This is a genomic window from Actinoplanes campanulatus (assembly GCF_014647795.1).
Taxonomy (GTDB): domain Bacteria; phylum Actinomycetota; class Actinomycetes; order Mycobacteriales; family Micromonosporaceae; genus Actinoplanes; species Actinoplanes campanulatus.
Window position 1 is genome coordinate 1 of sequence record NZ_BMPW01000043.1, and the last position, 26,248, is coordinate 26,248.

23 protein-coding genes are annotated in these 26,248 nt (G+C 72.4%); 10 read left to right on the forward strand and 13 right to left on the reverse strand.

The window, feature by feature from the left end:
* Positions 1 to 790: 790 nt before the first annotated feature.
* The 3 genes from IEZ13_RS44525 to IEZ13_RS44535 form a co-directional block, all read right to left on the reverse strand.
* Entirely contained in the window at positions 791 to 1,765 is a 975-nt protein-coding gene (locus IEZ13_RS44525) for a hypothetical protein (RefSeq protein WP_183227702.1), read from the reverse strand.
* Between the two features lie 67 nt (positions 1,766 to 1,832).
* Complete coding sequence (locus IEZ13_RS44530; RefSeq protein ID WP_183227701.1) at positions 1,833 to 3,137, reverse strand: M20/M25/M40 family metallo-hydrolase; 1,305 nt, start codon at positions 3,135 to 3,137, stop codon at positions 1,833 to 1,835.
* The gene (locus IEZ13_RS44535; protein ID WP_183227699.1) at positions 3,134 to 4,438 is read right to left on the reverse strand and encodes a radical SAM protein; all 1,305 of its coding nucleotides are present in this window, start codon (positions 4,436 to 4,438) and stop codon (positions 3,134 to 3,136) included. Before IEZ13_RS44535 ends, IEZ13_RS44530 begins: the two co-directional genes overlap by 4 nt.
* A 74-nt stretch (positions 4,439 to 4,512) precedes the next feature.
* Between IEZ13_RS44535 and IEZ13_RS44540 the strand changes: the two genes are divergently transcribed.
* On the forward strand, positions 4,513 to 5,040 hold the full coding sequence (locus tag IEZ13_RS44540; RefSeq protein WP_229795772.1) for a flavin reductase family protein: 528 nt from the start codon (positions 4,513 to 4,515) through the stop codon (positions 5,038 to 5,040).
* Positions 5,041 to 5,117: 77 nt separating this feature from the next.
* On the opposite strand, the gene IEZ13_RS44545 is transcribed toward IEZ13_RS44540, so the two are convergent.
* Both IEZ13_RS44545 and IEZ13_RS44550 read right to left on the reverse strand, forming a co-directional pair.
* Positions 5,118 to 5,912 carry an alpha/beta fold hydrolase gene (locus IEZ13_RS44545; RefSeq protein ID WP_183227697.1) on the reverse strand — a complete coding sequence of 265 codons (795 nt, stop codon included), beginning with the start codon at positions 5,910 to 5,912 and terminating at the stop codon, positions 5,118 to 5,120.
* A 15-nt stretch (positions 5,913 to 5,927) separates the two neighbouring features.
* Entirely contained in the window at positions 5,928 to 6,848 is a 921-nt protein-coding gene (locus IEZ13_RS44550; protein WP_183227695.1) for a serine hydrolase, read from the reverse strand.
* 574 nt (positions 6,849 to 7,422) lie between these two features.
* On the opposite strand from IEZ13_RS44550, the gene IEZ13_RS47795 reads away from it, so the two are divergent.
* Positions 7,423 to 10,452 carry a WD40 repeat domain-containing serine/threonine protein kinase gene (locus IEZ13_RS47795; protein ID WP_306421562.1) on the forward strand — a complete coding sequence of 1,010 codons (3,030 nt, stop codon included), beginning with the start codon at positions 7,423 to 7,425 and terminating at the stop codon, positions 10,450 to 10,452.
* Here IEZ13_RS47795 and IEZ13_RS44560 read toward each other — a convergent pair.
* On the reverse strand, positions 10,449 to 11,126 hold the full coding sequence (locus tag IEZ13_RS44560) for a DUF4190 domain-containing protein (RefSeq protein ID WP_183227693.1): 678 nt from the start codon (positions 11,124 to 11,126) through the stop codon (positions 10,449 to 10,451). The genes IEZ13_RS47795 and IEZ13_RS44560 overlap by 4 nt on opposite strands.
* Before the next feature lie 23 nt (positions 11,127 to 11,149).
* Between IEZ13_RS44560 and IEZ13_RS44565 the strand changes: the two genes are divergently transcribed.
* Both IEZ13_RS44565 and IEZ13_RS44570 read left to right on the forward strand, forming a co-directional pair.
* Positions 11,150 to 11,566 (forward strand): hypothetical protein, encoded by a 417-nt coding sequence (locus IEZ13_RS44565; RefSeq protein ID WP_221246349.1) that lies wholly within the window; start codon positions 11,150 to 11,152, stop codon positions 11,564 to 11,566.
* 108 nt (positions 11,567 to 11,674) lie between these two features.
* Positions 11,675 to 12,658 (forward strand): hypothetical protein, encoded by a 984-nt coding sequence (locus IEZ13_RS44570; RefSeq protein WP_183227691.1) that lies wholly within the window; start codon positions 11,675 to 11,677, stop codon positions 12,656 to 12,658.
* 7 nt (positions 12,659 to 12,665) lie between these two features.
* On the opposite strand, the gene purU is transcribed toward IEZ13_RS44570, so the two are convergent.
* Both purU and IEZ13_RS44580 read right to left on the reverse strand, forming a co-directional pair.
* Positions 12,666 to 13,583, reverse strand: a complete 918-nt coding sequence (gene purU, locus IEZ13_RS44575) for a formyltetrahydrofolate deformylase (RefSeq protein ID WP_183227689.1) — start codon at positions 13,581 to 13,583, stop codon at positions 12,666 to 12,668.
* A 247-nt stretch (positions 13,584 to 13,830) separates the two neighbouring features.
* Complete coding sequence (locus tag IEZ13_RS44580; RefSeq protein ID WP_183227687.1) at positions 13,831 to 14,985, reverse strand: RCC1 domain-containing protein; 1,155 nt, start codon at positions 14,983 to 14,985, stop codon at positions 13,831 to 13,833.
* A 97-nt stretch (positions 14,986 to 15,082) separates the two neighbouring features.
* Here IEZ13_RS44580 and IEZ13_RS44585 point away from each other — a divergent pair, with 97 nt between their 5' ends.
* The gene (locus IEZ13_RS44585; protein WP_183227685.1) at positions 15,083 to 15,733 is read left to right on the forward strand and encodes a pentapeptide repeat-containing protein; all 651 of its coding nucleotides are present in this window, start codon (positions 15,083 to 15,085) and stop codon (positions 15,731 to 15,733) included.
* A gap of 84 nt (positions 15,734 to 15,817) precedes the next feature.
* On the opposite strand, the gene IEZ13_RS44590 is transcribed toward IEZ13_RS44585, so the two are convergent.
* Complete coding sequence (locus IEZ13_RS44590; RefSeq protein WP_183227683.1) at positions 15,818 to 16,315, reverse strand: carboxymuconolactone decarboxylase family protein; 498 nt, start codon at positions 16,313 to 16,315, stop codon at positions 15,818 to 15,820.
* Positions 16,316 to 16,432: 117 nt separating this feature from the next.
* Between IEZ13_RS44590 and IEZ13_RS44595 the strand changes: the two genes are divergently transcribed.
* On the forward strand, positions 16,433 to 17,083 hold the full coding sequence (locus tag IEZ13_RS44595) for a hypothetical protein (protein ID WP_183227681.1): 651 nt from the start codon (positions 16,433 to 16,435) through the stop codon (positions 17,081 to 17,083).
* Here the strand turns inward: IEZ13_RS44595 and IEZ13_RS44600 are convergent.
* The 3 genes from IEZ13_RS44600 to IEZ13_RS44610 all read right to left on the reverse strand — a co-directional run bounded on the left by IEZ13_RS44600 (position 17,074) and on the right by IEZ13_RS44610 (position 20,393).
* Positions 17,074 to 18,102 (reverse strand): asparaginase, encoded by a 1,029-nt coding sequence (locus IEZ13_RS44600; RefSeq protein WP_183227679.1) that lies wholly within the window; start codon positions 18,100 to 18,102, stop codon positions 17,074 to 17,076. The two genes, IEZ13_RS44595 and IEZ13_RS44600, sit on opposite strands and share 10 nt — an antisense overlap.
* Before the next feature lie 525 nt (positions 18,103 to 18,627).
* On the reverse strand, positions 18,628 to 19,266 hold the full coding sequence (locus IEZ13_RS44605; protein WP_183227677.1) for a response regulator: 639 nt from the start codon (positions 19,264 to 19,266) through the stop codon (positions 18,628 to 18,630).
* Positions 19,263 to 20,393 (reverse strand): sensor histidine kinase, encoded by a 1,131-nt coding sequence (locus IEZ13_RS44610; protein ID WP_183227675.1) that lies wholly within the window; start codon positions 20,391 to 20,393, stop codon positions 19,263 to 19,265. Before IEZ13_RS44610 ends, IEZ13_RS44605 begins: the two co-directional genes overlap by 4 nt.
* 91 nt (positions 20,394 to 20,484) lie before the next feature.
* Between IEZ13_RS44610 and IEZ13_RS44615 the strand changes: the two genes are divergently transcribed.
* The gene (locus IEZ13_RS44615; protein WP_183227673.1) at positions 20,485 to 21,138 is read left to right on the forward strand and encodes a GAP family protein; all 654 of its coding nucleotides are present in this window, start codon (positions 20,485 to 20,487) and stop codon (positions 21,136 to 21,138) included.
* A 7-nt stretch (positions 21,139 to 21,145) separates the two neighbouring features.
* On the opposite strand, the gene IEZ13_RS44620 is transcribed toward IEZ13_RS44615, so the two are convergent.
* Complete coding sequence (locus IEZ13_RS44620) at positions 21,146 to 22,705, reverse strand: ATP-binding cassette domain-containing protein (protein WP_229795773.1); 1,560 nt, start codon at positions 22,703 to 22,705, stop codon at positions 21,146 to 21,148.
* A gap of 230 nt (positions 22,706 to 22,935) precedes the next feature.
* Here IEZ13_RS44620 and IEZ13_RS44625 point away from each other — a divergent pair, with 230 nt between their 5' ends.
* From IEZ13_RS44625 to IEZ13_RS44635, 3 genes are read left to right on the forward strand one after another with little or no spacing between them, the layout of a single operon-like run.
* Positions 22,936 to 23,982, forward strand: a complete 1,047-nt coding sequence (locus tag IEZ13_RS44625; RefSeq protein ID WP_183227669.1) for a helix-turn-helix domain-containing protein — start codon at positions 22,936 to 22,938, stop codon at positions 23,980 to 23,982.
* A complete protein-coding gene (locus tag IEZ13_RS44630; protein WP_183227667.1) occupies positions 23,979 to 24,560 on the forward strand; it encodes a transcriptional regulator in 582 nt (193 codons plus the stop codon). Before IEZ13_RS44625 ends, IEZ13_RS44630 begins: the two co-directional genes overlap by 4 nt.
* On the forward strand, positions 24,557 to 26,245 hold the full coding sequence (locus IEZ13_RS44635; protein WP_203834154.1) for a PEP/pyruvate-binding domain-containing protein: 1,689 nt from the start codon (positions 24,557 to 24,559) through the stop codon (positions 26,243 to 26,245). Before IEZ13_RS44630 ends, IEZ13_RS44635 begins: the two co-directional genes overlap by 4 nt.
* The last annotated feature ends 3 nt before the right edge of the window (positions 26,246 to 26,248 follow it).

The following is a 26,248-nucleotide window of genomic DNA, read 5'->3' on the forward strand; positions in this document are numbered from 1 at the left end:
GACGCGGGATGCTGCCGCACGTCCGGTCCAGGTCGATTTTCGAGTTAGATCGGTTGGCCACCGCGGCACGTGCCGCCGCTCGCGCCGGGTGCGTGGGAGCGGTCGTCCTCGCCAGGCAACCGGGGCGCCGCTCCCGGCCGTCATGCCGCTCGCGCCACGCGGATGGTGGCGCTGAATGCCGGTCGCGCCACGGGAAACCCGTCGAAAGTCACCCACCGCAACCGTGATCTTGGGCGTGTGAGGGTGCGTGATACATCCGTGCTGTTCTGGCTACATCAATCCTCCACAAAGGCCGGTGACCCGGGTTCCTCGCTCACGCGGAGTTCCGACCGGCCGGGCTTTCGACGGTGAAAGCACACAAAAGCCGTCACGTGGGCGGCCGTCGCGGCGATAGGCCACGGAGGCGACCACGACACCGCCGCCGTGCGCACCCACCCTCGCGACAGCGCGACCACCCGCACCGGGCGACCGGCACAACGGCCGCGAGCAGGCAACCCCCGTGCCTGGGAAGCAAGAGCGCGACCACCCACCGAGCCCGACCGGGCCAACGGCCGCGAGCAGGCAGCCCCGATGCCTGGGAAAGAACACCCCAAGCGACCGGCGCTACGACAGAGGGCAACCCGGGAGCCCGGCCGGCAACACCGCGACCACCCGCCCAGCGTGACCGAAAGCAGGGGCCACCGGTCTCAAGCCCGGCGGGGGCGGCACAGGCCGGAGTAGGCAGTGAGCGCGCCGAGCGGACGGAACGGCCCGGAAAAGACGGGACGAGGACACGCGTACCGGAAGAGATCTAGCGTGGGGTCTCCACGCCCGCGCTGGACGGCTCGGGTTCGCCGGAGAGTTCCGGCGGGAGGAGCGTCGCGTTCGGGCCGCCGGCGAAGGGGGCCAGCGCGGGCGGGGTGAGCGTCCGCATGGTCACGCCGTCGTCGAAGCCCCGGTGATCGCAGCCGGAGTAGCGGACCACGATCTCCGAGACGCCACCGGCCGAGCCCACCCGCAGCACGATCGCGTCGTCGCCGTAGGAGACCTCGGGCAGGCACTGATCCGGGTGGTCGGGTCCACCGCCGGCCGGGGTCCCGGCGATGACCTCGACGGCCCGGGCTGCGGCCGCCCCGTCCAGGCGCACGCTCGACTCCAGCATCGCCGGGGCGCCGAGCATGTATTTGCAGGCCGAGACCGTGGTGACGGCCCGCAGCGAGGTGATGTCGACGGGGTTCGACGGGCGGGCCGCCGGGTTTCCGCTGACCGGATGGCGAACCGGGCAGCCGTTGTGGTCGACGCTCACCTGGTGAATGGTGGCGGCGATCCGTTCCCGCCACGCCAGCGGGGCCTGCACGATGACCTCCACCCCGGCGAGGCGGACCGTGGTGCGGTCGTCCTGTTCCTCGGTGCCGTCCGGAACGCCGGGATCGGTGGGCTGGAATCCGACGACCCAGCCGGTGTTCTCCATGAGCCGCTCGTTGCCCAGGCAGCCGATGGCCGGGACTATGCCGCTGGGCCGGGCCACGGCCGGCGGCTGGTCCTCGCCGGCCTTGATGCAGAAGGCGTCGACCCGCAGGCCGCGGTCCACCCACTGCCAGTCACCGGGGACACCGACCTGGACGCCGCCGTACGACTCCCACCGCCAGCCGCCGGGCAGTGTCCCCGAGGCGAGCAGCGCCGGCGGGTCCGAGGCGACCGGTGCCGGCCGGTCCGCTACCGCCTCACTCCCGCAGCCGGTGAGCAGCAACAGTCCGGCCATGGCCAGTGTTCGCACAGCGCGCATGACATCCCCGTCTCTTGATCTTGCTGATGCCGGGTGAGACGCGGCAGCCGAGGCCTTGGTTCCCGGGTTACAGGCGTTCGATCAGGGTCCGGTACCAGGCGATGCCCTTCAGGTAGGCGTCGACGGTGATGTGCTCGTCGTGGGTGTGGATCGACTCGCGCTGCGCCTTCGTCATCTCGAACGGCGTGAACCGGTACACCCGGTCGCTGATCTTGGTGAAGTGGCGGGCGTCGGTCGCGGCCATCATCACGTACGGCGAGGTCACCGCGTGCGGGAAATGCTCCTCGGTGGTGGCCGCGATCAGGTCGAACGCCTCGTCCAGGGGCGACGACGGCGACGGCTCACCCGCGTCGATCACCCGGATGCTCACCTCCGGGTCGTCGATCACCTTCCGGACGTGCGCGATCGCCTCGGACATCGTGTCGCCGACCAGGATCCGGATGTTCACCCCGGCGGTGGCCCGGGCGGCGACCACGTTGAGCGTCGGCGAGCCGCTGAGCGTCGTGACCGCGATCGTGGTGCGGGCCATCGCCGCCGGCTCGGGTCCGGCCAGGAGCAGCAGCCGGGTCAGCAGCGCACGGCTGCGGACGGCGGCGCTCAGCGCGTACCGCATCGGGGTCTTGGCATGGGGTGCCGCCCGGCGGAAGAGTTCGACGGTGGCGTCCGGCGCGGAAGCCCGCATGGGCAACCGATCGAGCCGGGTGATGGCCCGCGCGAGGCGGGCGGTCGGCCCGAGCGGGGCCGGGGTGGAGGCGTGCCCGCCGTGGCCGTCGACGCGCAGTTCGAGGGAGGTGACGCCCTTCTCGGTGACACCGATGACCGCGATCGGCTTCTCGACGCCGGGGAAGGCGTCATAAGCGACCGCGCCGCCCTCGTCGAGCACGAACCACGGGATCACCCCGCGCCGTCGCAGCTCCTCGACGGCGAGCGGGGCCGCGTCCCCGGCGACCTCCTCGTTGCAGCCGAACGACAGCCACACGTCCTGCGCCGGGGTGTGCCCGTCGGCGAGCAGGTCCTCGACGGCCTGGCAGATCGCGGCAAGGCTGCCCTTGCAGTCGAGGGTGCCGCGCCCCCAGATGATCCCGTCCTCGACGACCGCATCGAACGGCGGATGGGTCCACTCGCCCTCGACCGGCACGACGTCGATGTGGGCCATCAGCACGACCGGCCGGTCCTTGGCGATGCCCGGCCAGCGGAACAGGAGGCCGTGACTGCCGACCCGGGTCAGTTCCAGCACCTTGTGCAGCAGGGGGAACTGCTCACGCAACTCAGCGTGGAACGCGTCGAACACGGAGTGGTCCCAGGCGCCCGCATCCCGGGTGGAGACGGTCGGGATGCGGAGCAGGGCCTGGAACGATGCGATCGGTGTCACTCGGCGGGCAGGCTGTCCATGAACGAGCTGACCGAGAAGACCGCGTTGCCGGCGCCGGGCGGGCCGTAGCCGGGCGGGCTGGACAGCCCGTTGGCCTCCATGGTCGCCCGGTACGCCTCCAGGAGCCGGATGTGGTACTCCAGCGGGGCGCCCTCCGGGTTCATCTTGCCCAGCGGCGTGGTCGGCTCCGGGCACCAGGTGGTGAACCGCGGCGTGATCCCCCGGGACATGAAATATTGCAGGCCCTCGGTGGTCGACTTGATCGCCTCGTCGACGGTGGTGAAGCCGAACGGCGCGGCCATCTCGATGCCGGCCACGAAGTTCGGGATCACGTTGCGCGGCCCGAAGACCTCGGCCGAGGTGAGGATGCGGCGGTGCCACTCCTCCCGGCCGACATACCGCTCCTTACCGGGGCAGTAGCGCTCGAAGAGGTATTTGTCCCACACCTCGTAGTTCGGGTGATAGATCCGGATGCCGTAGTCGTAGAAGCGCTGCACATCCTCCTTCGGCAGCGCCTGGGCGACGACCTTCCCGATCCACCGGCCGGGGAAGCGCTCCTCGATGGCCTGCGCATACCGCCCGTAGAAGTCGGCCTCGGCCAGCCCGTCGACCTTGCTGGTGACACTGCCGCCGGTCAGCGTGTAGGCGTGCGACGTCTTGGCGGTGTCGTACCTGTCGATGATCGCCAGCGCCTCGAGCACCTCGTCGACCGGCTTCACCCCGGTGTAGGGGCGGCCGGCCGCCTTGTGCTGGCGCCAGTTGTGGTTGATGTCGCAGTACTGGCACTCCTCCTTGGCGCCGAAGTACTGACACACCCGGAAGACGGTCAGATAGACCAGGTAGCCCCACTGGATCGTCGGGGCGACCTCCATCACCTGCTTGCCGTTGGCGAGCGTGTGCCGGTAGTAGTCCGGCATCGGCGGCAGCCCGACCTCGGCGATCTCCCGCCCGTCCAGGAACAGCCTGAGCTGCCCGTCGTCGCCCGGCTTCACCCGGTACGGCGAGGTGGGGTTGATCCGCACCGACACCACCGTGCGGCGCAGGTCGTAGGGCCCGCCGGTGAGCACGATCTCCTCCGGCGGCCGGCGCAGCGCCGCCTCACCCAGCTCGGGCAGGGTCCGGTGGTCGAACGAGAAGATGAAGTACGACTTCGGCTTCACGTCACCGTTCTCGTTGTCGGTGAGCGCCGAGTCGTCGAACGCCAGCCCGCCCCGCAACAGGTCTTCCTTGATCACCGCCTCACGCGGCACGTGCGGGAACCGCCCCATGAGATCTTCAACGAGATCCGTACGCGTCTGCATTGTTGACGTCCTCCCGCGTCGGACCGTAACACGCCAGTTGACCTCAACCGGGCTTGAGGTTCTACCGTTGCCCCGTGTCAAGTATCACCGTGCATCCCCCGGAGTCCCAGGTCAGCGAATTGTTCCGCGCTGCCTTCCGCCGCCACGCCGCGGGAGTGGCGGTGATCACCACGGCCGGCCCGGCCGGTCTCACCGTCTCCAGCGTGGCGTCCGTCTCAGCCGCCCCGCCCGCGCTGTCCTTCTCGGTGATGGGCTCCCGCTCCGGCCGCGCCCTCCTCGAAGCGCCCAGCCTGGTGATCAACCTGCTCGGCCCCGGGCACGCCACGCTCGCCCGCGACTTCGCCTCCTCCGGCGGCGCCCGTTTCACCCCCGGCCAGGGCTGGGCCGACCTCCCGACCGGCGAGCCCTACCTGCCGGACGCGGTCGCCGCACTGCGCGCCGTCCCCCTGCACCGCATCCCGGTCGGCGAATCCACCCTGGTCATCGCCGAGGTCGTCGAGGTCGTCCTGGGCGAGCCGGCCCACCCTCTCATTCATCACAACAAGAACTTCTTCATCGGTACGGGCGAGCCCGCCCCCAACCACATCGACCCGGCCCCGTAGCGCACGGCGACCCGGCCGCATCTCCAGCCCGTGCCGCCCGCGCCGGGCGGAGCTGCCCCTCCGGCCGCTGCGCGGCCTCACCCGTGCCCCACCCGGTCGAGCCACTCGTTCATCAGCGCCTCGAACAGGGCCGGCTGGTCGATCTGGAGGTTGTGCCCCGCCACGTCGAGGATCGCGAAGGTGGCGCGTGGGTAGTGCGGCAGCAGCGCGATGTGGTCCGCGAACCCGACGACCTGGTCCTGCCGGCCGGTCAGGATCAAAGTGGGCCGGGTGAACGGCGGGCCGGACTCGGGTGGGGAGCTCAACGCCCACCGCTGCTCGACGCGGGCGATCGCCTCCTGATCGCCGATGCGCAGGCCGACCATGATCTCGTCGCGGAACCGGGCGGCCGCCTCCGGGGTCTGCACCACTGCCATCTCGGTGAAGGCGGTGGCGGTCGCCTCGTCCAGCCCGGCGACCGCGGCCGGGTCGGGCCGCAGCACCTCCGGGTCGGGCAGCGTGCGGCGGGAGCGCTGCACCTCGGTGCCGATCGGGCAGATCAGCGCCAGCCCGAGCACCTGATCACGGCGGTCCCGGGTGACGGCCCGGCTCAGATAGCCGCCGTACGACTCCCCCACCAGCAGGAACGGCTCGTCACCGAGCACCTCGCCGATGAACTCGTGCACCGCCGCCAGCTGATCGTCGGAACCGGCCAGTGTGGGCGGCGCGGGCGAGCGGCCCATGCCTGGCAGGTCGAGGTAGATCCGCCGGTAGCCGGGCCGTTTCGCGAACACCGGCTCCAGGCAGCCCAGCATGAGCCGGTGATCCGCCGTCCAGCCGTGCACCGCCACCACCGGCACGCCGTCGCCGTGCTCCACGAAGTGCAACGTCATGCCCCTTACGGATCATCAGTACTTGAGGTGGGTCCGGGTCAGCTTGGCGATCTTCTCGACCAGGGTGACGCCCGCGGTCATCGTCCGGTTGTTGTGGGAGAGGACGGCGACCGACACGTCCACGGCGCCGTTCTTCCCGGTGATCCGGCCGATCGTGTTGACCGCCCACAGGCCGCCGTCGGCGGACCGGGTGTCCCAGCCGTTCTTGACCGTGAAGATCTCACCCTTGCGGGCGGCCGCCGGGACACCCCAGTCCTGCGCCTTGTCGACGGTGTTCATCAGGGTGAACGCGGTCTTGCGGGACGACGCGCTGAGCGGCCCCTTGGTGTCGACCAGCTCGGACAGCAGACGCACCTGGTCGGCCGCGGTGGTCCGGGTCAGACCCCACCGGCTGTTCATGACGGTGCCGGTCAGGCCGAGCCGCTTGTTGCACTTCCCGACCGCGGTCCGGCCGCCCAGCCGGTTGTAGAGGCTCGTCGTGGCGTTGTTGTCGCTGAGCCGGATCATCGGCTTGGCCAGCGCCATCTCGGCCGAGGTGGGTCTACGGCCGGCGTCCTGCGCCTTGAGCAGCATGCAGGTGAGGATCTGCACCTTGACGATGCTGGCCGTGTCGAACTTGACCTTGCCCCGGTAGTAGTAGGACTGCCCGGTTCTGCGGTCGAGCACCGCCACCGAGAAGTCGGGGGTGGCGCCGGCCAGCTTCTTCAGCGCGGCGTCCAGCTGCTTGACCCGTTTCGCCCGGTCGGCGGCCGCCAGCTCGGCCGCGGTGGGCCCGGTCGGGGTGGGACTCACGGCCACGGCCGGGGCCGCCGCCACGACCGCCACGGTCGCCGTCGCCGGTTTCGCCCCGCTGTCCATCCGGGTCACGATAAGGCCGCCGCCGCCGAGGACCGCGGCCACCGCCACGCCCAGGATCACGAACCGGTTGGACGTCATCGCTCAGCCCTCCGGAATGATCGAACGGTCCCGGTCCGGCCGGAGGGCCACGATCGCGTACGCTGCCGGGACGACCCGCCGGACCGACCTCATCGCCGGACACTCTATCCGGTACGCCGGAGTCCGTCCCGCCTCAACCGAACCATCACACCCTGCCGGTCCGGATCTCATCCGATGGGCGGGAGGCGGACCCATCCGCGATCGTGGATCGTGTCCGGCGTGACGCGAACGGGTCCTCGCGGACGGCTGGTGGTATTTCGAGGTGGCCTGCGGCACCGAACGCCGGTGGAGCGCCTGACCGAAACCACCCACTCACGCCCGGCGGGCGCGGCACGGTCCGGACCCGGCACCGGCTCGCGGAAATGCACGATCGGGTACGCGTAGCGCGTACAAAATGGTGGTTTGTCACCAGCCGCTGAGCCGCAGCGGCGCCGCCGAACGCCAGGCTGCACGCAGGCCGCGGAACAGGGGCAGGTCTCCCAGCCGAACCAGGCGATCCGCGCGCGTGTGTGTGCGGTTCGGCGTTGACTCCGGCGGCGGTGGCTGCCGAGACTTCTGGTATGAGGGCAGACGCGTGCCGGTGACCCCGCTGGTGGCCGGCGACCCGGCCCGGCTCGGTGACGTCGTGCTGCTCGGGCGGCTCGGGTCGGGCGGCATGGGGACCGTCTACCTGGGACGGGATCCGGACGGGCGGCAGGTGGCCGTCAAGGTGGTGCGGCCCGAGGTGTCGGCGGATCCGAGGTTTCTGGCCCGGTTCCGCAGTGAGGTGAAACGGGCCCGGCAGGTGCCGCCGTTCTGCACGGCCGCGGTGCTGCACTCGGATCTGGAACACGATCCGCCCTATCTGGTGGTCGAGTTCGTGGACGGGCCGAGCCTGGCCGAGGTGGTCCGGGACCGCGGCGCCCTGACTCCCACCGAGCTGTACGCGGTGGCCGTCGGCGTGGCCACCGCGCTGGTCGCCATCCACGGCGCGGGCGTGGTGCACCGGGATCTGAAGCCGGCGAACGTGCTGCTCGCCGTCGGCCTGCCCAAGGTGATCGACTTCGGGATCGCGCGGGGCGCCGACCTGAGCGCGGATCTGACCGGTCCGGATCAGGTGGTCGGGACGATCGGCTATCTGGCGCCGGAGTGTCTGGACACCGGTGATCGCGGACGGGTCGGTCCGGCCGCCGACGTGTGGGCGTGGGGTGTGCTGGTCGGGTACGCGGCGGCCGGCCGGACGCCGTTCGACGGGGACTCGCCATTGGCCACGATCGGCCGGATCCTCACCCAGCCGCCGGTGCTGGACGGACTGACCGGTCCGCTGCGGCACCTGGTCGAGCGGGCCCTCGCCAAGGATCCGGAGCGCCGGCCCGCCGCACACGAGCTGCTGGACGGGCTGCTGACCGCCGGGCGGCCGGGGCCGGACATGACGCCGGAGTTGCGGAAGGTGGCGCTGGCCGCGCAGGCCGCCGGGCGCCCGGCCCGCCGGTGGATCGTCTGGTCGCTGGCGGCCGGCCTGGTCACCGCGCTGGTGGCCGGGTCCGGGGTGGCGCTGGCCCGCTCCTATGACCGGGCCGAGCGGCAGGACCGGGCGCTGGTGCAGCGGGACCTGCTGAACCGGTCGGCGGAGGTGCTGGACACCGATCCGGGGCTGGCCGGGCGGCTGGCGGTCAGCGCGGAGGCGATCAGCCCGTCGGCGCGCGGCCGGGCGGCCGTGACCCGGGCGCTGGCCACCGGGTACGACGGCGAGGTGGGCGGATCGGCGGTCTACACGGTGGAGTACCGGCCGGACGGGGCGATGGTCGCGACCGGCGGCGCCGACCGGGTGGACCTGTGGACGGTCGCCGATCACCGGTTCACCCCGGCCGTGTCGCTGCCGGCCGACGGCGGGGAGACCACCGATCTGTCGTTCAGCCCGGACGGGAAGCTGCTGGCCACGGCCGGTGGGCGGCTGCGGATCTGGGACACCGCCGGTGCGCGGGTGCTGTCCGAGATTCCGGGCGGGGCCTGGGACAGCGTGCAGTTCAGTGGGGACGGTGGGCGGCTGCTGACCGCCTCCGACCGGATCGAGCTGTGGGACGTTCGGGAGCCGGCGCGGCCGCGGGCGGTGTGGCGGATGGACGCGGGCGCGGTCACCCGGGGCGGGGCCCGGCTCCGCCCGGATGGCAAGGTGCTCGCGGCCGTCGCGGCCGGAGAGCTGCTGACCGTGTGGTCGACGCCGCCGGACGGGCCGGCCCGGCAGATCGCGGTGATCGAGGACGCCAACGCGGTCCTGCATCTGGCGTTCAGCCCGGACGGGAAGACCCTGGCGGTGGCGACGGTCACCGACGGGATCCGGTTCTACGACGTGGGCGATCCGGCGCGGCCCCGCTATCTGGGGGCGCTCGGCGAGGAGGACGAGCCGCCCACGGCGGTGGCGTTCGACCGGACCGGGACGGTGCTCGCGGTCGGGAACGGGGAACGCACCGTCGCGCTGTGGAGTGTGGCCCGGCCCGGGCAGGCGGTGCCGATCCGGATGCTGCGCCGCGACGGCGGCTGGGCGGCGTCGATCGACTTCGCGCCGGACGGCAGCCGGGTGCTGACCGCCGGCTGGGAGGGGGCGCGGACGTCGGCGGCGCTGTGGCGGCTGGACCCGCTCACGCCGCCGCGGCTGGCCGGGCTGCCCGGGGGGGTGGACCGGTTCCGGCAGGTCGCGGTGGCGGCGGACGGGGTGGTGGCGGTGTCCACGGCGGCGCGGACCACCTTTCTGGACGTACGGGATCCGGCCCACCCGGCGCAGGCGCGGGCCCCGCTGGAGGTGCGCGGGGCGTCGCGGCTGCGGCTCGGGCGCGACGGGACCCCGATGCTGGCCGGCGGTGCGGTGATCGACCTGTCCGGAGACCGGCCGCGGGTGCTGCTGGACGGGAAGCTCCCGGTGCTCGACCTCGATCCGGAACGGGGGCTGGCGGCGGTGCTGGACCGGGGGTCGCGGGTGCTGATCTACCGGGTGACGCCCGGCCCGGAGATCCTCGGGGCCGTACCCGCGTCACCGAACGCGGTGGCGGTGTTCGATCCGCGTACCGGGGCGCTGGTGGTGGCGGACGACAACGGCGGCACCGAGTCGGCGCTGACCACCTGGGACCTGACCGACCCGACCAGTCCGCGGCGGATGGCGTCGCTCGGCGGGCAGGGCGGCTTCCTCCAGGTCACCGCCCGCGACGGGCTGGTCGTGGGGGTGCACCGGGACGTGCTGACCTGGTCGTCGCGGGGCGGCGTGCCGGTGATGCGGTCCGCCCCGCGCGAGCGTACGCCGGGCGCCGTGGTCACCACGTTGTCGCTCAGCGAGGACCGGTCGCTGCTGGCCCTCACCTCCGGCAGCGGCACCGAGTTGTGGGCGCTGCCGGAGGAGGAGGATCCGCTCCTGGTGGCGGTGCTGCCGGGCGCGCACACCGGGTCGGCGTTCAGCCCGGTCCGGCCGCAGCTGGTGGCCGCCGACGTGGACGGGATCCAGATCTTCGACCTGACCGGGCTGCGGGCGGTGCTCGCCGATCCACTGGCGACCGCCTGCGACCGGGCGGGCGGCCTCGACCCCGCCGAGTGGCCGGCGCACGTGCCGTCCCTGCCCTACGAACCGGCCTGCTAGCGCTTGAGCGAGCCGGTCGTGGTGCCGGTCAACTGGTGGGCGAAGCACAGCACGGTCGGGTCGTTCGTCGTGCCGAGCTCGGCCATCCGGGCGGTGAAGAGGAAGAACTTCGCGTCCTCCGGCACCTTCTGACCGGTGTAGGTCTGGTACGCCTTCTCGCACCCGGCCTCGGCGGCGGCCTCCGGGTCGGTGACGCCGGTGGACGGCAGGTCGAAGATCGCGACCACCTCGCTGCTGTGCGGCGACGAGCAGGGCAGCACGTCGATGGAGGTGCCGGTCTGCTCCTCGAGGTCCTTGGCGCAGTCGCCGGCGCGCAGGTCACTGAGCGAGATGGAGCGTTCGCCGCGGATGACGCCGGCCGCGTCCCGGTCGGGCCCGTCGGCGACGTCACGGACGACGGCGACACCGATGGCGACGGCGAAGACGAGCAGCCACAGCCCGGTGATGCTCAGCGCGATGATGGCGAAGACCTTGCCGCGCTTGTCGCCGTTGCGGCGGCTCTGGTTGAGGCCGACGATGCCGAAGACGATGGTGAAGATCCCGGCGCAGCCGATGAGCGACATGGCGAGCGCGGCGATGGAGAAGCCGTTCGTCTTGCCGTTCCACTGCGGTCCGGGCGGCGGTGGCGGGGGCGCGTATCCGAACTGTGCCGGGGGATGACTCGGTTGATCCACCCGCGCACTCTACAGTCCTCGATATGTTCCGGATCTTGGTGCCGCGCTCGGTCGCGGGGTGGACGATCGCCGTCTTCGGGGTGATGGCCGTGTTCTTCGGTGTGGTCGGTTTGATCTCGCCGGGGACGGTGGCGTCCGGCGCCGGTTTCGACGACCTGGACGGCGCGGGCCGCACGTTCGCGACGGCCTCGTCGATGGCGTCGCTGAACATGGGTGTCTACTACCTGGTGGCGACGGCGACCGAGTGGCGGCCGTTCTTCATGTTCACGGTGCCGTTCCGGTTGCTCACGTTCACGGTGTTCACCGGCCTGGTGGTGACCGATGTGGCGCCGGGGGCGTTCCTCGGGGTGGCGGTGTGGGAGGCGGTCGGCGCGGTCGCCACCGGTCTCGGGTTGTGGTTCGACGCGCGGCGCGGCCCCGGCGGCTCACAAAGTTCATAAGTGAACAAACTATTGCCGAGTAGTGACGAAAGAGTCGATCTCTCAGCATCTGGGGAAAAATCCGGACCGTAGCCGTGAAACGTCAGTCCATTTGGGACACTTCCCGGCATGGCCGCGACAGATCTTCACCTCGTCGTCGACATCGGCGCCTGGTGGATCACCGCGGTGTTCGAGTCGGCCGGCACGGTCCAGCCACTGGTCGTCGACGGCCGCGGCCGCTCCCCCAGCGGGGTCTTCCAGGACGGCGGGGCGTTCACGGCCGGCACCGCGGCGCTGACCGCCGGCGCCTTCCGCCCGGACGGCTACCGGCCCGACCCGATGACGCTGCTGCGGCACGGCGGCACCTCGGACCCGAGTTTCGACCCGGTGACCGCCGTGGCCGCGGTCCTGGCCCATGTGGCCGACCACGCCGCCGGCCGGATCACCGCCCTGACCGTGGTGACCGCCCAGGCCTGGGGCCAGCCGGCCCTGCAACGACTGTCCCGGGCCGCGGCCTCGGCATGCCTGCCCCGGCCGCGGGTGACCACCGCGGGCGCCGCCCTCGCCGCCCTGGCCGGCACCCGAATCGTGCTGGTCGCCCTCACCGGCACCGCCTGGCCCGAGCTGTCCGTGCTGACCACCTGCGACGACGGCTACCGACAGTTGGCCGCCGCCCCGGTCCGCGCCCCGGGCGCCCCGGCCGTCGACGAGGCGCTGCTGCGGATCGCCGCGGCCCGCGCCGGCTTCGATGCCGACCCCGACGACTGGCGGCTCACCCGGGAGATCGAGCAGACCCGGGCCCGGCTGGCAGTGCAGCCGCGCGCGCCGATGCTGCTGCCCGAGCCGCATCAGGCGGTCGTGCTGTCCCGCGACGACCTGGCCATCGCGGTCGCCGCCCACGTGGACCGGCTGCCCGAGGTGATCAAGCAGGTGCTGGCCGACGCCGAGGTCACCCCGGCCGAGGTCGGCGCCGTGGTGCTGGCCGGTGAGGAGACCGGGCTGGCGACCGCGCTGCGCGGGGCCGGCCTGCCCGCGCCGATCACGGTCACCGACCCGCACGCCGCCGTCCGCGGTGCCGCCCAGACCCCACGCCGCCCCTGGTGGCGACGGTGAAACCGGGCTACTGGAAGACGATGGTGTGGTTGCCGTGCCGGATGACGCGGTCCTCGGCGTGCCACAGCACCGCCCGCGACAGCACGTCCCGCTCCACGTCCGCACCCCGGCGGCGCAGCTCGGCGACGGTGTGCGCGTGGTTCACCCGGACCACGTCCTGCTCGATGATCGGGCCCTCGTCCAGATCCTCGGTCACGTAGTGCGCGGTCGCCCCGACCAGCTTGACGCCGCGGTGCTTGGCCTTCGCGTAGGGATCGGCGCCGATGAACGCCGGCAGGAAGCTGTGGTGGATGTTGATGATCGGCACGCCGACCCGCTCGATGAAGTCGGCGGACAGGATCTGCATGTAGCGGGCCAGCACGATGAAGTCGACGTTGCCGGTGAGCAGCTGAAGGTGCTGCGCCTCGGCGGCCGACTTGTCCGCGCCCTGCGACGGCACGTGGAAGAACGGGATGCCGAACGAGCGGACCTCGTCGGCCGAGTGCGCGTGGTTCGAGATCACCATCGAGATGTTGATCGGGAGCTCACCGCGCCGGTGCCGCCACAGCAGGTCGAGCAGGCAGTGGTCGGTCTTGGAGGCGAAGATCGCCACCCGCTTCGGCGCCGACAGGTCCCGCAGCGTGTACTCCAGCTCGAACCCGCCGGCCAGCTCGGCGCGCAGGTCCGCCTCGATCGCCGGGAGCGCCGCCTTGAGGTCGGCGCGCCCGAAGACGGTCCGCTGGAAGAACGCCCCACCGTGCGGATTGTCCGAGTACTGGTCCAGCGAGACGATGTTCGCCCCGTGCCGCCCGAGCACCGCGCTGATCGCCGCCACGATGCCGGTCCGGTCCCGTCCGTGCACGATCAGCACGGCCTGGTCGGCGGTCTGCGACAGCTCCGCCCGCGGGTGGATGTGCGGCGCGGGAGCCTGCTGGGTCAGCGTCACGTCGAGGCGTCCTTCCTCAGGGTCGTCGGGCCGGCGGCCACGGCCACGGCCACGGCCACGGCCACCGAAGTCTAGAAACCTATCCCGATCTTGCCGACCCCTATCCCAGCAGGGCGGCGCCACGAGGTGCGGGTCACCCGAGAAGACCCATTTCTCGTACGGACGTGTCCGTCCTCGCCGAAACGTGGCAGTTCCGCCAGCCCGCACCGGGCGCTGCCGGGGCACGGCCGCGACGCGGCCGCCGGGCTTACGGGGTGGTCACCGCCGCCGGCACCAGCCGGTACGCGTTGGTGCTGTCACCGAGTCGCCCGTTCAGCCCCTCGCCCCAGCAGTAGACCCGGGTTCCGCCGGCCAGCCCGCACGTGTGGCTCTCCCCGGCCGTGAGCTGGGTGAAGGTGACCCAGGCCGGGGTCTTCACCGCGACCGGCGTCAACCGGACGGCCCGGCCGCCGTCGCCCAGTTCACCGGATCCGCCCTGCCCCCAGCAGTAGGTCCGGGTGTCGCCGCCCAGCCCGCAGGTGTGCCCGCTGCCGGCGGCGAGCCGGGTGAATCTCACCCCGGCGGGGGACTTCACCGGCACCGGCCTGGACCGGTTCGCCGTCCCGCCGTCGCCGAGTTGACCGGACGTGTCCTGGCCCCAGCAGTACGCCTTGGTGTCCCGGCCCAGCCCACAGGTGTGATAGCCGCCGGCGGCGATCAGGGTGAAGGTCACCCCGGTGGGTGCCCGCACCACCACCGGCCGGGGCCGGTTGACCGTGCCGCCGTCGCCCAGCTGGCCGTAGACGCCGTTGCCCCAGCAGAAGACCCGGCCGTCGACACCCAGCCCGCACGTGTCGGCGGCGCCGGCGCTGAGCTGCGTGAACCGGACCGGGGCCGGCACCACCCCGGGCACGGACCGCCGGCCGAGCCGCCCGTCGCCCAGCTGGCCGTACTCGCCGTTGCCCCAGCAGTAGGCCCGGCCGTCGGCGCCCAGCCCGCACGTGTGGTCGTCGCCTGCGGTGAGGTAGGTGAACGTGGGCCCCTTCACCGCCGTCGGAACCCGCCGGTCCGCGGTGCCGCCGTAGCCCAGCTGGCCGAGGCGGCCGTCGCCCCAGCAGTAGGCCCGCGAGTCGCGGGCCAGCGCGCACGTGTGCCCGTCACCCGCGGTGATCTGGGTGAAGACGATCCCGGCCGGCGTCTTCACGGCGACCGGGCGGGACCGGTTGGCGGTGCCGCTGTGGCCCAGCTGACCCTCGTAGTTGTAGCCCCAGCAGTAGGCCCGCCCCGCGGCGTCCAGCATGCAGGTGTGGGCGTTGCCCGCGGCCAGCCGGGCGGGGCCGTCCGGTCCCGGGCCGGTGGCCGGTGCCACCGTCGCCGTCAGCAGGGTCAGGGTCCCGATCAGGGCCATGGTCGTCGTCAGCACAGGATCGACCCGATCACGACCCGCGGCCACCGGACCGGCACCCGAAGAACTTCCACCTGTGTGGGTGCCGGATTCCGGCCTCTCGTAGGGTTTCGGGGTGCCCCGCACCTCACCGCCACGCCCACCGGTCCCACCCGCCGAGACGGCCGCGGCCGGGCCCGATCTGGAGTCCGAGGGCCTCTACGAGCGCCTGGTCTTCGACGACGCCGACCTGATCGGCCGGTTCGCCCAGTCGGTGGAGTTCGCGCAGTGCCGCTTCCGGGCGGCCCGCCTGGCGGGGTCGGCCCTTCCGAAGGCCCGGCTCACCGACTGCCTGATCGAACGTTCCGACTTCTCGAACCTGCGGATCGAGAACGGCTCGGCCGAGCGCGTGGCCGCCCGCGACTGCCGGATGACCGGCCTGGCCTGCAACGGCGCCGTCCTGCGGGACGTCACGTTCACCGACTGCAAGCTGGACCTGACCAACTGGCGTGCCGCCCGCCTGGACGCGGTCACGTTCGCCGGCTGCAACCTGTCCGGCGCCGACTTCACCGGCGCCGACCTGCGGGGCGCCCACTTCACCGACTGCGACCTGACCGGCGCCCAGTTCAGCGGCGCGACCATGCGCGGCGCCCGCTTCCAGCACTGCGACCTGTCCGGCATCGGCGGCATCACCAGCTGGCAGGGCGCCATCATCCACCCCGGCGACCTGCCGGCCCTCTCCTACACGCTGGCCGGCGCCCTGGGCATCATCGTCGAAAAGACTTGAATCAGCACTCGTCCCGCAACACGCCCGCCCCCGAGCGGACCGGACAAGATCGTTCACCGCGCGCCGGAACCGCGCCGGATCCGGTCAGGACGGTGGGCGCAGGTAGCCGTCGGTGGCCAGGGCCTTGGCGTGCCGGTCGTAGTGGGACGGGTCGGCGGGGGTCAGGGTGGCCAGGCCGTCGACGTAGCGGTTGAACATCGAGAAGGCGGCGCCGATCAGGACGGTGTCGTGGATGGCCCGGTCGTCAGCACCGGCGGCACGGGCCTCGGCGATGTCCTCGGCGGTCACCGAGCGGCCGCTCACGCGTACCTTGTCGGCGATGGCCAGCAGCGAGCGGAGCGTCGCGTCATCCGGGTCGGCGCCGCCCAGCTCGCGGGCCACCGCGCCGTGGGTGGCGGCGCAGAAGTCGCAGTCGTTGCCGCGGGAGACGTGGGCGGCGATGGTCTCCCGCTGGGCCGGGGTCAGCGGTGAGGGGCCGCGGAGCAGGGTCTCGGCGAGCTGGTTGAGCGGGGCGGCGGTGTCCGGGTGGGCAGCGAGGAGGCCGACGATCCCGGGCAGCGGCGGAAGATCGATGTGCGGCATCGTGTCACCTTCTCACGCGCGGCGGCGCCGTTACCGACCTGTGACCCGCGATCGCGAACCGGGTCGCCGGTGGCGGCATCGCATCTCGTGACGAACAGACAGGAAGGTTTGACAGAGATGCGACACACGATTCTGGTTCTCGCGACGGCCGCCGGTGTCGCCGCTGCCGCCGGTTGCGCCGGCTCGCCGCAGCGGTTGGACGGCCAGGCCTCGCCGGCGGGCGCGGCCACCCCGGCGCCACCCTCGGCCACCACCGCAGCCCCGGCGGTCTCCCCGGCGGTCTCCCCGAGTGTCACCCCGTCGTCGGCGTCACCGAAACCGTCGAAGACCTCCCGCAGCCCCACGACGCCGGTGCTCGGTCCCACCGGCTTCGGCAAGCTGTACGTCGGCATGTCGATCAAGGCCGCCGCGGCGACCGGCGAGGTCGACGCCACCGGAACCGGCTGCGGTTCGGCGCCGTTGAAGTCGGCGAACGACGCGGACGTCACCGTCATCTACTCGGAGAGGGGCCTGCTCTACATCCCCGCCTACGGCCGGATCGCCACCCCCGAGGGCATTCGGATCGGCAGCACATATGAGCAAGTCGACCGGGCGTACTCCGACTTCTTTCTGCGCGCTATCGACGCCGAGGGCGGCTTCAACGGCAGCGGCACCGCCTTCGCCGGGGAGAAGGACGGGCACGCGGGCGTCCACTACCGGTTCGCCTTCAAGAACAGCAAGGTCACCGAGCTGGCTCTCGAACACGACGACCAGAACTGCTACGAGTGAGCGAAGGCCCCCGGGATGTCGGGGTGGCCGGCGGTGAGCAGGATCTGAAGAAGAAGCCGGGCCTTGTACGGGTCGAGGAACCCGGCCGGGATCAACCCGCGGGCGATCAGGTCGCGTTCCGCACCGGGATAGCCGTAGGTGCTGGTCGCCACCCGGCCGCCGCCGGTGCGGGAGGCCAGGACCACGGGGATGCGCCGGGCGGCCGCTTCCAGGTGGGGCACCCAGGACTCGGGCACGTGCCCGACCCCGAGCGCGGCGATCACCAGCCCGTCGGAGCGTTCGGCGAGCAGCGGCAGCAGGCTGCCGTCATCGCCAAGGGTGGCCGTGTAGAGGGTGACCCGGGCGGGCGCGGCGAGCGGCCCGTCGTCCGCTGTCGGTACTGCGGGCAACCGGGTGCCCCGGGCCGGTGCGGCGAGCGACTCGCCCGGAAGGGTGTAGCGGCGGGCCGGACGGTTGAGCAGGTGGGCACGGCCCTCGGCCAGGTAGCCGAGAGGGCCGCCGTTCGGGGAGGCGAAGGTCGCGACGCTGGTGGTGTGGGTCTTGCGGACCCGGTCGGCGGCGTGGATCTCGTCGGCGAGGACGACCAGGCAGCCGAGACCACGGGCGCCCGGGTCGGCAGCCACCCGGACGGCCGCCGACAGATTGGCGGGACCGTCCGCGCCGGCCAGGGTCGGATTGCGCATCGCTCCGGTGACGACGATCGGTTCGTCGCCGGTGTGGAGAAGGCTCAGCGCGTACGCCGTCTCCTCGATCGTGTCCGTGCCCTGGGTGACCACCGCTCCGGCCGCGCCCGCCGCGAAGCTCTCCCGGAGCAGCGAGAGGAGCTCGCCGAGGTCGCCGAGCGTCAGCGCGGCGCCCGGCCGGTTGCGGAACGACCGCACGTCCAACTCGATGCCGGCCTCCGACAGCCCAGGCACGGCCTCGACCAGCTCGGACGCGGAGAGCGTGGGAGCCACTCCCCCGTTCCGGTGCCCGGTCATCGCGATGGTCCCACCCAACCCCACAACGATGATCCGCATCCGCTCAGGCTATCCCCACGATGAGACCCGGCCCCTGAGACCCGTTGAACGTGGACGCGTGCACACGCCCGGTCGTCAACATGGACGCGTACACACGCCCGGTCGTCAACATGGACGCGTACACACATTCGGTCGTCAACATGGACGGTCCACACGCCTGACCCGCAACATGAACGCGTACACACGCTCGGGCTTCAACGTGGGTGGGCGCAGACGTTCGGGTGGTCGAAGCCCTGGTGGCTGCACACGGAAGGCGTCGCGTGTGCGGCCGCCACGGCTATGTGCCACGTGAGCGATCACGACACTGCAACCGTGGGCGCTCACCCCGTGAAGCTGTGACCGCCCGGCCGGGGTGAGCGGCGTCGCGGCTGGGAGTGGGCAATTCGGGTGCTTGGTCGGCAAGGGCTTGACCACCACTTCGGGGTGACCGGAAGGCCGGCGGCCGGGACCGGAATGCGGCCGGGACCAAAGGCACGACCGGAAGACACGACTGGACCTCGGCTATGCCACTCTCTGGGGGCGCGGTCAGGCTATGCCGGCCTCCTTGGCGAGGATCGCGGCCTGTACGCGGGACGTGCAGCCGAGTTTCGCCAGGACGCGGGAGACGTGGGTCTTGGCGGTGGCCTCGGTGATGGCGAGTTCTCCCGCGAGGTCGGCGTTGGACAGCCCGCGGCCGAGGGCGGCCAGGACGTCGTGTTCCCGGTCGGTGAGGTGGTCGAGGGCGGCCGGGGCGGTGTTCGGCGCCGGGGTCTCGGCGAAGGCGCTGAGCAGGCGGCGGGTCACCTCCGGCGCGAGGATGCCGTCACCGGCGGCGATGCGGCGGACGGCATCGATCAGGGTGCTCGGTTCGACGGATTTGAGGAGGAACCCGGCGGCCCCGGCCCGCAGCGCGCCGAACAGGTAGTCGTCGAGGTCGAAGGTGGTGAGGACGAGGACGTCGGCGTGCCCGGCCGCGGTGATCTCGTGGGTGGCCCGGATGCCGTCGGTGCCGGGCATGCGGATGTCCATGAGCACCACGTCGGGCCGGAGCGCGGATGCCTGCCGGACGGCCACCGCCCCGTCGGCGGCCTCCCCGACGATCTCGATGTCGGTGGCCTCCTCCAGCATGAGCCGCATGCCGGCCCGTACGGCGGCGTGGTCGTCGGCCAGCAGTACCCGAATCATGAGTCTCCTCGCAGCGGCAGGGTGGCCCGGACCCGCCAGTGGTCGCCGTCGCGGGCGGCGGTCAGGTCGCCGCCGAGCAGGGTGGCCCGCTCGCGGATCGAGACGAGCCCGGTGCCGGCGCTCAGCGCGTGGTGGTCGACACCGTTCCCACCGGTCAGCGTGTTGGTGACGGTGACCGTCAGCCGGTCGCCGTCGGGCCGCACGTCGAGGGTCACCGGCGATCCGGGGGCGTGTTTGCCGGCGTTGGTGAGCGCCTCGCCGACGATCCGGTAGACGGTCTGCGCCACCACGGCGGGCACCTGCGGGAGGTCCGCGAGGTGGGTCTCGACGTGCGGGCCGGCGGCGGCGATCAGGTCGGGCAGCCGGTCGAGGTCGCCGGGCAGGGCCGGGTCCCGGGGTGCCGGGTCGTCGGCCCGCAGCAGCAGGATCATCGACCGCATCTCCTCGAGGGCGGCCAGGCTGCTGGTGCGGACGGCCTGGAGCGCGGCCCGGTCCCGGCCGGTGTCGGGTGCCCGGGCCAGTGCCGCCCCGGAGTGCATGGCCGTGGTGGTGAGGTGGGCCGCGATGACGTCGTGCAGGTCACGGGCCATGGCGGCGCGTTCGGCGACGACCGCCTCACGGGCCGCGAGTTCCCCGAGCCGCCGCTGCTGGCGGATGTTCCCGGCCCACCACAGTGGTACGAGCAGCAGCGTCACCAGCTGGAAGCAGATGAAGACGGCGACCCGGAACTCCCCGGAGGCGAGCCCACCGACGACGGTCGCCGTGCCGGTGATCACGAACACGGCGGTGGTGAGGGCGTTGCGGGCCCGGTCGGAGGCGAACAGCCCGGCCGAGAACAGCAGGTCGAACAGCACGAGGATGACCGCCACACTGCCGCCGAGGAGCGCGTCTACGCCCAGGATCGCGGTGCCGGCGCCGAGGGCGAGCATCGGGTGGCGGCGTTTGCCGAGCATGACGAGGCAGCCGGCGAACAGGGTGACGTTGTGCCACGCCGGGGCGACGTCGCTGGGCGGGACGGGCCAGAGCGCGGTGAGGCCGACCAGGTTGAGCACCAGACCGACCGCGAAGGTGGCCACCGCGGTGACACGGTCCTGGAACCGCATGTCCTCGCGCCACCGTTCCGTCACCCGCACGGTCCCATCCCATCACGGCGGCCGACGATGTCCGTACATCCTTCGACGGACGCGCGACCGGGCTTCCTGATCGAGAGTCAAGGGCATGGATCTCGCATCACTGGCCGTGCTCGCTCTCATCGACTCGACCAGTTTCGGCACCCTGCTCATCCCGATCTGGTTCCTGATCCAGCCGGGACCGGTGCGCGCCGGCCGGGTCCTGTTCTTCCTCGGTACGGTGGCGCTGTTCTACTTCGGCATCGGGGTGGCGGCGGCGCTGGGCGCCGACCGGTTCGTGCCGCAGCTGACCCGGCTGCTGGACAGCCGCCCGGTGCTGTGGGTGCTGCTGGCGATCGGTGTCGGCATGTTCTTCTACAGCTTCCGGATGGACGGCCGGAAGAAGCCGCTGCCCACTCCCCCGCTGGAGGGGAGCCTGCTGCCGCTGGCCGGGCTGGCGCTGGCCGCGGCCGCCGCCGAGGTGACGACGATGCTGCCGTACATCGCGGCGATCGGCCTGATCACCACGTCGTCGATGAACGCCGCGCAGATCACGCTGACGATGGCCGGCTACTGCCTCGTGATGATCATTCCGGCGATCGCGCTGCTGGGGTTGCGCCTGGCCACCGGCAAGCGGCTCCTGCCGGTGCTGACCAGGTTCAGTGAGTGGCTGGCCCGCAGCGACATGATGGGCTGGGTGGTCGGGATCGTGGGCTTCCTCCTGGCCCGGTACGCGGCCGCCGGGCTGCATCTGATCGGCTGACCCGCTTTCAGTCGAGGTTCAAACTGGGCCAGTCGGCCAGGTCGGCGAGCAGGCGGCGGTCGTGGGTGGCGACCACGACCGCGGCCGAGGTGCGCTGTAGTGCCGCGGTGAGTTCGTCGACCAGGGCCGCGGACAGGTGGTTGGTCGGCTCGTCGAAGACGATCAGATCCGGTCGTAGGGTCAGTCGCGCCGCCAGGTCGAGACGGCGCTGCTGACCCAGCGACAGACGCGACACCGGGGTCCGCCAGGCCTCGGCGTCGAGCAGGCCGGTCGCGTCGGCAGGGCAGATCTGGCGGGCCGTGGCGCCCGGCGGCCAGTCCGGGACCTCCTGTGCGACCAGGGCGATGCTCGCGGCGGGCGACCGGTGGACCGTGCCGGCGGTCGGGGCGAGGCGGCCGGCCAGGACGGCCAGGAGAGTGGACTTGCCGGTGCCGTTCGCGCCGGTGACCACGAGCCGTTGGCCGCCCGCGAGCTCCAGGGTCACCGGCCTTCTCAGGCGGGCGCTCACCCGTACCCCCCGGGTTTGAATGATCTCGAGGCCGGGCCGCGTCTCCGGCTCGGGCCACCGCAGAGCCGGCGGGGGTGGCGGCACGGTGATCCGGTGCGCGGCCAGGGCCTCCCGATCGCGATTCAGCGCCTGCACCACGCCGGGCGTGTGGGACTGGCGTTGGTGCTTGTCGACGCCCTTGTCGGGACGCCAGCCGGTGGTCAGCCGGGCCCGGGCCCGGTCCACCGCCTGCGCCAGGCGGCGGTGCTCGGCCTGCTGCTCCTCGTGTTCCTGCTCCCAGCGCTGCCGGTCGCGGCGGCGGCCGTCCTGCCAGGCGTCGTAGCCCCCGGCATACCACCGTGGCCGGCCGTCGCTGCTCGGGTCCAGGTCGAGGAACTCCCGGGCCACGTCGCGCAGCAACTGGCGGTCGTGGCTCACGATCGCCAGGCCGCCGGGGTGCTCGCGCAGGCGGGTGGTCAGGAAGGCCAGGCCGTCGGCGTCCAGGTGGTTGGTCGGCTCGTCCAGCAACAGCAGATCGTGGTGTACGCCGAGCAGGCAGGCCAGCCGCACCCGGTAGCGCTGGCCCACCGAGAGCGTGGACAGCTCGCGGTCGCGGTCGGCGCAGGCGTTCAGCGCTTCCAGTGCGACGTCGACGCGGCGGTCGGCGTCCCACGCGTCCAGCCGGGTGGCCGCCTCCAGCGCTGTCGCGTAGCGGTCGCCGGCGCCCGGACGGCCCGCGGTCAGGTCGTCGGTGGCCTGATCGAGAGCGGTCAGGGCGGCGTGCGACGCGTGCAGGACCCCACCGGTGAGGGTGCCGACCGTCCGGCCGGGGCCGGCCGCCAGCGCCTGCGCCGCGAGACCGACGGTGCCGACCCGGCGCACGGTGCCGGCGTCCGGGGTGAGCAGGCCGGCCAGGACGTGCAGCAGGGTGGTCTTGCCGCGGCCGTTCTCGCCGACGATCGCCAGGCGGGACCGTGTGGAGACGGTGACCGAGACCCGATCGAGGATCCGGCGGGCGCCGAGGGTGAGGGTGATGTCGTCGGCGCGCAGTTGGGCGGCCGTGAGGGTTTCCAGAAACACAGGGTTGCTCCGCAGCTCTCGAAGAGGAGCCGGGTAGCCGGAAAGGGCCGCCCGGCAGGACGCCGAGACGGCGGGCATGGTGCAGGTCGCGCCGCCGTCAGCGGCGGATCCGCACCCTCATGAAAGCGATCCCTGTGTGCATGCCGACCAGGCTAGCGGGGCGCCGGTTCCGGCCGCCAACCATTTTTCGGATGTTCCCATCATCGGGATGGCGTGAGTATCCTGGTGGCATGGTTCGGTTGACGCGGGCGCAGCAGCAGGCGCGCACCCGGGCCGCGGTGCTGAGTGCCGCGGCGTCGGAGTTCGAGGAGCACGGTTATGCGGAGGCGAAGGTCGACCGGATCGCCGAGCGGGCCGAGCTGACCCGCGGGGCGGTGTATTCGAACTTTTCCAGCAAGCGGTCGCTCTATCTGGCGGTGCTGCTCGACGAGTGGCCGCATCGGCCGATCACCGGCGCCTCGCCGGCCTCCGAACCGGCGTTCGGTGTCGCCGCGGCGGCTGAGGCGTTCGCCCGGGTCTGGCTGGAGCGGCTGCCGCTCGCCGGGGACACGGCCGCCGGGGCGCGGTTGCGGGCGCGATCGGTGGCCGGCGTGTTCGACGACGAGCCGGGGCGGCGGGTGCTCGGTGAGCTCACCCGCTTGGAGGGGCTCCTCCTCGGGCTGGCGCTGGAGTCCTGCCTGCCGCCGGGTGGGCGGCGGGTGCGGCTCGCCGAGATGATCCTCACCCTGCTGCACGGGGCCGACCACCTGGCCGAGTCCGCACCCGGGTTCGGGGACCCGTTCGACCTGGCGCGCGCCTGCGGTCATCTGACATCCATCTCGCTGCACGACGAGTGGGATCCGCCGCACCTGCCGTTCATCCCGGCGGCGCGGGCCTGCGACGACCCGTGGGAGCCACCCGAGGAGATCGACGACGGGGTGCTCGTGGTGCTCGGCGCCCGGCGGCTCGGTGCGGCCGAGGAGGCGGTGCGGGCCGTTGCCTCCGACGCCTCCTTCGAGGCCGACAACGTCACCATCGCGGCCGTGACCGGCGATCCCGCCGAGATTGGGGCGCTCGTGCGGTTGCGGGTCAGCGGGACCATGGCCATGCTGCGGCAGATCTTCCCTGGTGGGGTGCGACCACCCGTCCGGATCATCGTCGACGGGGCGGAGGGGTTCGCCCACGCCATCGGGGCTCCGGTGGGCGACGACACGGAGGCCGCGGTGCGGATCCGGGACGGGCGCGTCATCGCTCGCGCCGATGGCCGCGGCGCCGGGCACGCGGCGGTGACGGCATGACCGATCTGACGGTGCTGCACACGCTTCGGTGCATGGGATTCACCGACCTCGGCCGGGTGGCGTCGGCCGCCGGGCTGGCACCGGAGGAGGCCGAGTCACGGTTGATCGACCTTGCGGTCGAAGGGCTCGTCACCCGTGTGCCGGGGGCCTTCGGTGGGTGGGGCCTGACCGAGGCCGGCAAAGCCGAGGACGCTCGACTGGCCGCCGAGGAGCTGGACAAGGCGGGGGCTCGTGCGGCGGTGACCAGCGCGTACACCGATTTCATGGTCCTGAATCCGGAGTTGCTGGATCTGTCCACGGCCTGGCACCTGCGAACCGTCGACGGGGTCGCGGCGGTCAACGACCACACGGACGCGGCCTATGACGCCCGGGTGCTGGCCCGCTTCGCCGACCTCGACAGGCGGGTCTCCCCCGTGTGCGCGGCGCTGACGGCGGCGCTGCCCCGGTTCGGCTCCTACCGGAGGCGGCTCAGCGCGGCCCTGGCCCGCGGCGATCTGGCGGAGACCACCGAGTCGTACCACAACGTGTGGTTCCAGCTCCACGAGGATCTGCTGGTCACCCTGGGGATCCCCCGATGAGCGAGATCCACGCGCTCTCCGCGGGCCTGGCCCTGGACGCCTCGGTGATCGGCGGAAAGGCTCACGGCCTGGTCGCCCTGATGCGGCTCGGGCTGCCCGTGCCACCCGGCTTCGTCATCCCCACGGCCGCCTGCCGCGTCTTTCTGGAGACCGGCGGTCTCCCCGGTGGTGAGCTGGCCGGGGCCGTCCGTGAGCTGGAGGCCGTCACCGGCCGCCGCTTCGGCGATCCGGCCCGGCCGTTGCTGGTCTCGGTCCGGTCCGGGGCCGCCGTGTCCATGCCCGGGATGATGGACACCCTGCTCAACGTGAGTTCCACCGGTGACCTGCGCGCGGCGGTGCGGGAGGTGTTCGCCTCGTGGACCGCGCCACGCGCCGTCACCTACCGGGAGTTGCACGACATCCCGCACGATCAGGGAACAGCCGTGGTGGTGCAGGCGATGGTCCTCGGCGACCGGGACGACCACAGTGGCAGCGGGGTGGCGTTCAGCCGTGATCCGAGCACCGGGGAGCGGCGGCCCTACGGTGACGTGCTGTTCCGGAGTCAGGGCGACGCCGTGGTCTCCGGGACGGTTCCGACCCTGCCGCTGGACGCCCTGGCCACCCGCGAGCCGGCGGTGTGGGTGGGGCTGATGGATGCGCTGGACCGGGTGGAACGCCACTTCCGGGACGTGTGCCATGTCGAGTTCACCGTCGAGTCCGGCCGCCTGTGGTTGCTGCAGGTCCGGCCCGGTGGGTTGAGCGGGCGCGCGGCCGTCCGGGTCGCCGTCGACCTCGTGGACGAAGGGCTCATCGACCGGGCCACCGCCGTCCGCCGGATCACACCGGGCCACCTGCGGGCGGCCGCCGTCCCACGAATCCGCGCCGCCGCCCCACCACTCCCCTCCCCGGATCCCGCATCCCAGGACTCCGCGACCTGGGATCGGGCAGGCTCGGGTTCGGCTATGCAGGCTTTCCCAGGCTCGGATCCGCCGTCGACCGGGTCGTCGCGCCCGGTGACTGAGGTGGGGAGTGCCGCCTCGTCCGGGCTGGAGATTCTCGCTCGTGGACGGGGAGCCGGGCCGGGCGTCGCGACCGGGCGGGTGGCGGTCACCGCGGACGGCGCCGTCCGGATGGCGGCCGCCGGGCCGGTCATCCTGGTGCGGCCGCACACGTCGCCGCTCGACCTGCACGGGCTGGCCGCCGCGGCCGGGATCGTCACCACGACCGGCGGCCTGACCAGCCACGCCGCCGTCGTCGCCCGCTCGATGGGCAAACCCGCCGTCGTGGGCGCGACAGGCCTCACCGTCCGCACCCACGACGTGGTCGTGAACGGGCGATCGATTCCGGACGGCGCCGCCGCCGACGCCGACGCCGACGCCGACGCCGACCATATGGCCACGGACGGGCACTCGACGTCGGAAGGCACCACCGGCAACGACCAGACGGCCACGGACGGGCGGTCGACGCCCGAAGGCACCACCGGCAACAACCAGACGGCCACGGACGGGCGAACCACCCTCGGAATCACCGCCACCGACACCGATCAGGTGGTCATGGACGGGTGGTCCATTCCGGAGGGCACCGTCATCACCATCGACGGGACCGGGGGTGAGATCGTTCTCGGGGTCGCCGAGACGGCCGCTGGCGACACCGGACCGCATGTGGATCGGCTGCTCCGCTGGGCCGCCGAAGAGTCGGTAGCGTGACCG

Coding starts and splice junctions, on each gene's coding strand:
- IEZ13_RS44525 (WP_183227702.1), bottom strand. CDS start 1,765: ATGCGCGCTGTGCGAACACTGGCCATGGCCGGACTGTTGCTGCTCACC.
- IEZ13_RS44535 (WP_183227699.1), bottom strand. CDS start 4,438: ATGCAGACGCGTACGGATCTCGTTGAAGATCTCATGGGGCGGTTCCCG.
- IEZ13_RS44545 (WP_183227697.1), bottom strand. CDS start 5,912: ATGACGTTGCACTTCGTGGAGCACGGCGACGGCGTGCCGGTGGTGGCG.
- IEZ13_RS44550 (WP_183227695.1), bottom strand. CDS start 6,848: ATGACGTCCAACCGGTTCGTGATCCTGGGCGTGGCGGTGGCCGCGGTC.
- IEZ13_RS44565 (WP_221246349.1), top strand. CDS start 11,150: ATGTTCCGGATCTTGGTGCCGCGCTCGGTCGCGGGGTGGACGATCGCC.
- IEZ13_RS44570 (WP_183227691.1), top strand. CDS start 11,675: ATGGCCGCGACAGATCTTCACCTCGTCGTCGACATCGGCGCCTGGTGG.
- IEZ13_RS44590 (WP_183227683.1), bottom strand. CDS start 16,315: ATGCCGCACATCGATCTTCCGCCGCTGCCCGGGATCGTCGGCCTCCTC.
- IEZ13_RS44595 (WP_183227681.1), top strand. CDS start 16,433: ATGCGACACACGATTCTGGTTCTCGCGACGGCCGCCGGTGTCGCCGCT.
- IEZ13_RS44600 (WP_183227679.1), bottom strand. CDS start 18,102: ATGCGGATCATCGTTGTGGGGTTGGGTGGGACCATCGCGATGACCGGG.
- IEZ13_RS44605 (WP_183227677.1), bottom strand. CDS start 19,266: ATGATTCGGGTACTGCTGGCCGACGACCACGCCGCCGTACGGGCCGGC.
- IEZ13_RS44615 (WP_183227673.1), top strand. CDS start 20,485: ATGGATCTCGCATCACTGGCCGTGCTCGCTCTCATCGACTCGACCAGT.
- IEZ13_RS44625 (WP_183227669.1), top strand. CDS start 22,936: ATGGTTCGGTTGACGCGGGCGCAGCAGCAGGCGCGCACCCGGGCCGCG.
- IEZ13_RS44630 (WP_183227667.1), top strand. CDS start 23,979: ATGACCGATCTGACGGTGCTGCACACGCTTCGGTGCATGGGATTCACC.
- IEZ13_RS44635 (WP_203834154.1), top strand. CDS start 24,557: ATGAGCGAGATCCACGCGCTCTCCGCGGGCCTGGCCCTGGACGCCTCG.